We start from the raw sequence: 6,612 nt of genomic DNA on the forward strand, positions 1-6,612 counted from the left end.
CTTCGGCACGGGCGTCGGTCATGAGCCCGATTGTATGTGCGGGCGACGGAAATGGAATATGGACCCGCGGACTACGACGTCGCTCACTGACTGGACAGCGCGGAACCCGATTCATATGATGCGTGGCCGCGGTGGACCGGAGCGGAATGCGTCTCGGCTGGGGTCGCGGCTATTTCGATAAGACGATCGGCTCGATGGAGCGCTGCCCGCCCGTCTACGCCGTCATTTTCGACGACGAACTCGTGCCCGCTGTTCCGCGGGACGTCCACGACCAACCGGTCACCGGCGTGGTCACGCCGACCCGTATCGTCGACCTGCATCCTCACCGCTGAACCCTCGCACCCACCGAAAGACCACCGATGCCCACCTATGCCTACGCCTGCCGCCAATGCGGCCACCGATTCGAAGCCGTGCAGTCCTTTACGGATGCCTCCCTCACCGAGTGCCCGGAGTGCGGCGGATCACTTCGCAAGGAGTACGGATCGATCGGCGTGACCTTCAACGGATCCGGCTTCTACCGCACCGACTCACGGGCGGGTAGTGGCGGCAAGGACTCCGGCGGCTCGGGATCGAAGGAATCCGGCTCGAAGGACTCGGGATCGAAGTCGGACAGCTCGAGCTCATCGTCGAGTTCAGGTTCGTCGTCAGGGTCGAGCGCCTCGACGAGCACCGCGACCACCTCCAGCTGACGCTCGACACAACGAAGGGACCACCATGATCAAGGGATTCCGGGAGTTCATCCTCCGCGGTAACGTCATCGACCTCGCGGTAGCCGTCGTCATCGGCGCTGCCTTCACCGGCATCGTCAACGCGATCGTCTCCGGTCTGATCAATCCCATGATCGCCTACGTGTTTCAGGCGGAAAGCCTCAACGGACTCACCTGGGATGTGCCGACGCTCATGGGTGGAACCACCACCTTCGCCTGGGGTTCGATCATCGGCGCGGTCATCAACTTCCTCGCGGTAGCCGTGGTCGTCTACTTCGTCTTCGTCATGCCGATGAACAAGCTCAAGGAGCGCGCCGCGGCCCGAGAGCAGCTGCCACCCGAGCCCGAGCCGATGCCGAGCGAGGCCGAGATCCTCATCCAGATCCGCGACCTGCTCCAGAAGCAGAACGACGCCACCCCGCCGAAGCCCTGACGCAGCGTCAGTAGTGCGGAGGGACGTCGGCTCGTAGGCGGTCGTCGTTCGGGCCGGTGTCAGACGAGGTCGAGGGCGCGTCGGCGTCGGCGTCGGCATCCGGGGTTTCGGGGGCGACATCCGTGCCCGGGGCCGGAGTCAGACGTGCGCGACGTGATCCGGGAACGCGCTCGACGCGCTGACGCTCGTCAGGCGACGACATCGATCGGCTGCGTGTCACCCTCGGCAACGGGCGATTCGACGGTTACGCCGAGGATGCCGGCGATGCGCTGTGCGACGCCGCCGGGGTCGCTGTAGAGGTCGAACGAGTGCACGCGCACATAGTGCCAGCCGAGGCGCCGCAGAATCTGGGGCCGGAGGCGTAGCGACTCGCGCAACGATCCGCCGATGGTCTCGGGATCGCTTTCGGCAACGACCGCCTTGCCCTGATGGTGCGCAACCAGCGGGAGCAGCCCCCGGTAGTTCACCTCGACGGCAACGCCCAGGCGCCGAAGTTCCTTCGCGAGCGAAAGCATCAGCGGGTCGCCGTCATCCTCCTGTCGTGACACCCGAGCGCGACGTTCGACGTCTCCCAGGATCGACATGAGGGATGCCGCGCCGTGCGCGAGGCGACGGTCATCGACCGCACCGGGACGGATGCAGGACACGATCACCATCGAGCGGCGAGCGCGCGTCATCCCCACCGTCAGGAGCCGCTCACCGTCGGAGGTCGACAGGTCACCGAAATCGCTGAGCACCCGGCCGTGCCGGGTGAGTCCGTACCCGAGCGAGAAGATGACGCGGTCGCGGCTCTCAGCGACCGACTCTTCCAGCGTGAGCACGGAGAACGGCTCGGCGGAGTCGCGCGCGACGAAGTCGGCGACGTCCGAGCGTCCCGCGAAGGCGCGGTCAACAGCGGCACGGATGCGGGCGGCGTGCTTCGCGCTGGCCGTGATGACCATGAGCGATTCGGACCCACGGTTGACGGCATGCTCGACCACGAGAGTCACAACACGCTGAACCTCGGCATCCGGGCTCTCGACGGCGCCGGACTCGGCGTCGGGCACACCGATGCCGCCCTCGACGTAATCCACCGAGAGGCTTCCGCGTCCGAGGTACGACCCGGCCCAGGGTAGGGAGACGATCTCGCCGCCGTAGAACGCGCCATTGACCAACTCCGCGAGATCCTCGCCCCCGGCCCGATAGCTGCGCGTGAGCGTTTCGACGGGCAGGATCTCAGCAAGTCGCTCGAACACGCTCGCGTCGTCGAACGGCACCTCCGGCTCGTCGTCGGCAGTCAGCGAGCCGGCGGCGACACGGAACGCCGTCGGCTTCTGGGTGACAGGATCCCCGAGCGCCACGATCTGCCGGCCGCGACGGATCGCGGGGGCAGCCTCGGCAAGGCTCAGCGATGCGGCATCCGAGATGATGACGACGTCGAAGACGAGGTCGTCGGGGATCGCGGGCACTTCGTAGGGCGAAGCGAGCCAGACCGGCGCGAGCGAGCGCATGAGTGTCGGCGCTGTCGAAACGAGGGTGCGCGGCGAGGTTCGCCCCTCGCGCAGCGCCTGCTTCAGCGCCGCGGCCTCGTGGGGTTCATCGACGATCCCGACCCGCCACTGCGTCGCCAGTTGGGCCGCAAGAAGCTGACCGGATGCCGCGGCATGCGCTTCGTCGACCAGACGGAAGTCGCGCTCCAAGCGGTCGACGACCGCGGTGTTGGCTCCCAGCAGCGCCCGGTCGCTGCGCAGCAGGTGCTCGAGAGCCGACTGCCACCACGCGTATTCGAGCTCTCCCGCGACCTGCTGTTCGGGCACGTGCCGCACTGAGAGGTCGAGCAGCAGCGGCTCGAGACCGAGCGAGGCCAACTCACTGCGCAGACTCGCGCGTTCCATGAGGTTCTCGAAGACTTCAGACTCGGCGGCCAGCCCCGCGAGGGTGCGCACGAGGGTCTTCACCGGAAGCGAAGACAGCGCCTGTGACCCCGAGCGCCCGAGGACGGCATCCAGCTCGCTGAGTTCGGCATCCACGCGCTGCCAGGCAACCGCGACGTCTGCAAGGCCGAGCGGGATGTCGGGAACGACGTTCGCCTCGACATAGCGCTGCCACTGCTGACGCTGCTTCTGAATGCGAAGAAGCGCCTCGTACATGTCGCCGACGTGCACGCCGGGGCGCACGTACTCGCGAGAGAGACGTCGAAGCCTGCGGCGATCGGCGCCGCTGAGGGTCGATGTGTCCCGGCGCGGCGCGTGAGCCTGAATGAGGTCACCGATGGGCCGTTCGAAGACCGTCGGGCTGAAACGGTCGAGAGAGTCCCGGATGCCCTGCAGCAGCCGCAGGTACTCCCCCAGCTCACCGACACTCTCGAAGGGGCGCATGTGCGTCTGCCCGAGAAGGACATACCCGCGCTCGAGCAGGTGCGGAAGATCCATGCGGTGGAGCTTGCCGGCCAGAGCGTGAGCCGAGCGCGCCTGTTCGGTCGTGGCAAAGCTCACGCCGTACCAGGGAGAATCCGAGGGGCCGATCCGGAATTCGCCGAGCCGCGCCGCCGACGCAAGTTTGGCGGCGGCATCCTCGCGACCCTTTGCGAGCCGCACGAGAGTCTCGATATCCAGGCGTGCGGTCGTCGTCGGGGGTTCCTCGCGCTGGGCGAGCGCCGACAGTTCCCGCAGGATGTCGAGCACAGAGGTTCCGAGGGCGTCGTGGCGATCGGCCAGCGATGACCGGTAATCGCGCAGCACGGTGCGAAGGCGCACGAGCGCGTCATCGATCTCGGAGACCTTCGGAGCAACGGCCTTCTCGTTGCGTCCGATCGCGCGGACGAGATCCCGTTGCAGCTCGGTGGGCGAGACCGCAAGGCCCGGCAGCCCAACGCCCGCCAGTCGGTGTCGAACCCCGTCGAGTGTCGAGCGGCGAGCGCTGACGACGAGAACCCGCCGCCCTTCGCGCACGAGCGCTCCCACCGCGTTGATGACGGTCTGGGTTCCGCCGGTACCAGGCAGGGTGTGAACGACCAGGGATTGACCAGCAGCGACCCGCGCCAGCACGGCTTCCTGCTCGGCGTCGGCATCCAGCAGCAGCGTGTCGGCGGCCGGGACGCGCTCGTCGGGCCCGGGCATCACCGGAATCGGGCGCCGTAGCGTCACGGCCTCGCGATCGGCGGGATGACCGGCGAGGGCGTTCAGGACCGGATGATCCAGCTGAGCCGCGTCGCGCGCCATCGCAGACCCGACGTCCACAAACGTCGAGACAACCAGGCGGGGCTTGACGACGAACGACGGGATCTGCGCCATCAGCGCGCGCAGGTGATCGATCACCGGCTGCGGCTTGAAGACGCCCTGATCGTAGGCAAGACCCGACAGCGCATCACCGTCGAGTTCGATGCCGAAGTGCATCCGCATCGCGCGAAGGAGTTCGGGATTGACTTGGAAGCTGCCGTGCAGCTTCAGTTCGAAGTCAGTGTGGTGCCGGCGGATGGCCAGCGGACGCAGCAGCACGGGAGCGATGCAGTCAAGTCCCCCGATGCGCCACGACGCGATCCCGACCGCCAGACGCACGGCTTCGATCCCTCGGGCGGTCCGTAGCTCGACGTTCTTCGTCGTGATCCGCTCGGCGGCCCGGCGAGCAGTACCGAGGGCTACCTCGTCGCGGAACAGACCCGACAGCAGCGTTGATCGTCCCGTGATGAACTGCGGAAGGCTCCCCGGATGCGCCTTGGTGATCTCGATGCCGGCATCCGGAGTATCCGAGAAGTGCAGAAGCGCCGAGCGACCGCCGAGTTCCGCCGCCTGGGCGCGCAGACGCTCGCGCTCCTCCTCGGCGATGTGAACGATCGTCGCGTCAGTGTCAGCGAGAGTCAGGTCTGCGGGGTCCACGGACACCGCACGCATCGCACCATCAGCGCCAAGGATGACGCCACCTTCTGCTCGCACCACACGGTCAGACTAGGTTGCGGTTTCGATGCGTCCCGGTAACGCACCACGAGTGTTGCAGTATTGCGCGACACGCCGCATCCGTCAGGGCTTCCTCCCCCGGGGCCGATGTGGCAATACTGTCCACCGCGGCCTCTCGCGCTGCATCCGGCTCCGCATCGACGAAGAGGATGGAGACATGCCTCCTGTACCCCTCGCCTCGACGTACCTCCTGCACCCCACTCCCCTCGGGGATGTCCTCATCGTCAGCACACCCGACGCCGTCATCTCGTGCCACCCCGTCTACGACAATCCGGGGGATGACCTCGCGGCCCTGACAGTGGCGCTGCGGGCCGAGCCGAGCCCCGGAATCACGGATGCCGCGCTGCAGCTTGCCGCGCAACTCGACGAGTACTTCGCGGGCGATCGGACGGCGTTCGATGTGAAGCTCGACTGGCGACTCGTGTGCGGCTTCACACGCGACGCGCTCGAGGCTGTGACGCGAATCCCGTTCGGCGAGACCGCCGGATATGGCGAGGTCGCTGTCATGGCTGGGCGCGCGCGGGCTGCGCGTGCTGTCGGTACGGCATGCGCGACGACACCGTTCTCGATCATCGTTCCGGTTCACCGCGTCATACGCGCCGACGGGTCGATCGGTGAGTATGGCGGCCACCCAGAGACGAAACGGTTCCTCCTCGACCTCGAGTCCGGCGTGCTCGAGCGAGGACAAGTCGGTCGCGCCGTGTAGGCCGGCGCGACCGACGGGATCCCCGGTTTCGACCGGGGATCCCGTCACTGCGCACCACGAAACACCGGTGGTAGCCTCGTCGCTACGGATTCGGCGCGTCATGGACGACGCGGTCACCCCAACACGAGGCGGTCGATGTGGGCCCGGGAATTTCTTCCGCGACAGAGCATGATCTGCTCGCGCTCGCGGTGGGCCGCCTCCCGCACGTCACGAAGTTTCCCGTGGCTTTCGGTGGGCTGACGACCGACGGGCTCCTGCCGGTCACCGCGACCGCTGGAACTCAGACACGATCGCTTGCCGGACTCGTCGTGCAACCCGAACGGGGCCTCGGCGGCAGGTCGCTCGTCGAGAAACGCGCGCGGCTTGCGATCGACTATCGAACCGCTCGGGGAATCACCCATGACTATGACCGAGCCGTTCTCGGCGAAGGGATATCCACGCTCTTCGCGGTTCCGGTCATGGTCGACGGTCAGGCGCGTGGAGTGCTCTATTGCGGATCGCGAGCAGAATCCGCGGTCGGGGATGTCGTGGCGCGAGCCGCATTTTCCATTGCCGACTCTCTCGCCACCGAATTGCGTGTGAGAAGCGAAATCGATCGTCGCCTATCGAGTTTTGCGACACCGGCTCCCGCGGCAATCGGCAGCGCTGCGCGTGAAGAGTTGCGTGAGAGCTACGCCGAAATACGCAGCATTGCCGGCTCTTCGCAGTTGAGGGTGTAGCCCGGGACCGCTGGCTGGTTCGCGGATTGGCGTCGAGGTCTTCCAGGATGGAAGTTCTCACACTGCCCATCCGCCGGAAGACCTCGACGTGCACCACCCTATGTTCGCGACCCCT

At 66.9% G+C, this 6,612-nt stretch carries 6 protein-coding genes and 1 pseudogene; 5 read left to right on the plus strand and 2 right to left on the minus strand.

The window, feature by feature from the left end; genetic code table 11:
* Positions 1-125: 125 nt before the first annotated feature.
* The 3 genes and pseudogenes from Q1V87_RS14910 to mscL all read left to right on the plus strand — a co-directional run.
* Positions 126-332: pseudogene (locus tag Q1V87_RS14910) on the plus strand (5-formyltetrahydrofolate cyclo-ligase); the annotation flags it as partial.
* Between the two features lie 27 nt (positions 333-359).
* Positions 360-689, plus strand: coding sequence for an FmdB family zinc ribbon protein (locus Q1V87_RS14915; RefSeq protein ID WP_292709037.1), 330 nt, complete (start codon positions 360-362; stop codon positions 687-689).
* A 25-nt stretch (positions 690-714) separates the two neighbouring features.
* Positions 715-1,140, plus strand: coding sequence for a large conductance mechanosensitive channel protein MscL (mscL, locus tag Q1V87_RS14920; protein WP_300594593.1), 426 nt, complete (start codon positions 715-717; stop codon positions 1,138-1,140).
* Positions 1,141-1,147: 7 nt separating this feature from the next.
* Here the strand turns inward: mscL and Q1V87_RS14925 are convergent, their stop codons facing one another.
* Together Q1V87_RS14925 and Q1V87_RS14930 are read right to left on the minus strand one after the other, a co-directional pair.
* Complete coding sequence (locus tag Q1V87_RS14925) at positions 1,148-1,342, minus strand: hypothetical protein (RefSeq protein ID WP_300594597.1); 195 nt, start codon at positions 1,340-1,342, stop codon at positions 1,148-1,150.
* Positions 1,329-5,009: an AAA family ATPase gene (locus Q1V87_RS14930; RefSeq protein ID WP_300594605.1), complete on the minus strand. Its 3,681-nt coding sequence runs from the start codon at positions 5,007-5,009 to the stop codon at positions 1,329-1,331. Before Q1V87_RS14930 ends, Q1V87_RS14925 begins: the two co-directional genes overlap by 14 nt.
* Positions 5,010-5,229: 220 nt before the next feature.
* On the opposite strand from Q1V87_RS14930, the gene Q1V87_RS14935 reads away from it, so the two are divergent.
* Positions 5,230-5,778: a methylated-DNA--[protein]-cysteine S-methyltransferase gene (locus tag Q1V87_RS14935; RefSeq protein ID WP_300594600.1), complete on the plus strand. Its 549-nt coding sequence runs from the start codon at positions 5,230-5,232 to the stop codon at positions 5,776-5,778.
* Positions 5,779-5,999: 221 nt separating this feature from the next.
* Positions 6,000-6,497, plus strand: a complete 498-nt coding sequence (locus Q1V87_RS14940; RefSeq protein WP_300594603.1) for a hypothetical protein — start codon at positions 6,000-6,002, stop codon at positions 6,495-6,497.
* The last annotated feature ends 115 nt before the right edge of the window (positions 6,498-6,612 follow it).

Source organism: Microbacterium sp., assembly GCF_030149085.1.
GTDB lineage: Bacteria > Actinomycetota > Actinomycetes > Actinomycetales > Microbacteriaceae > Microbacterium.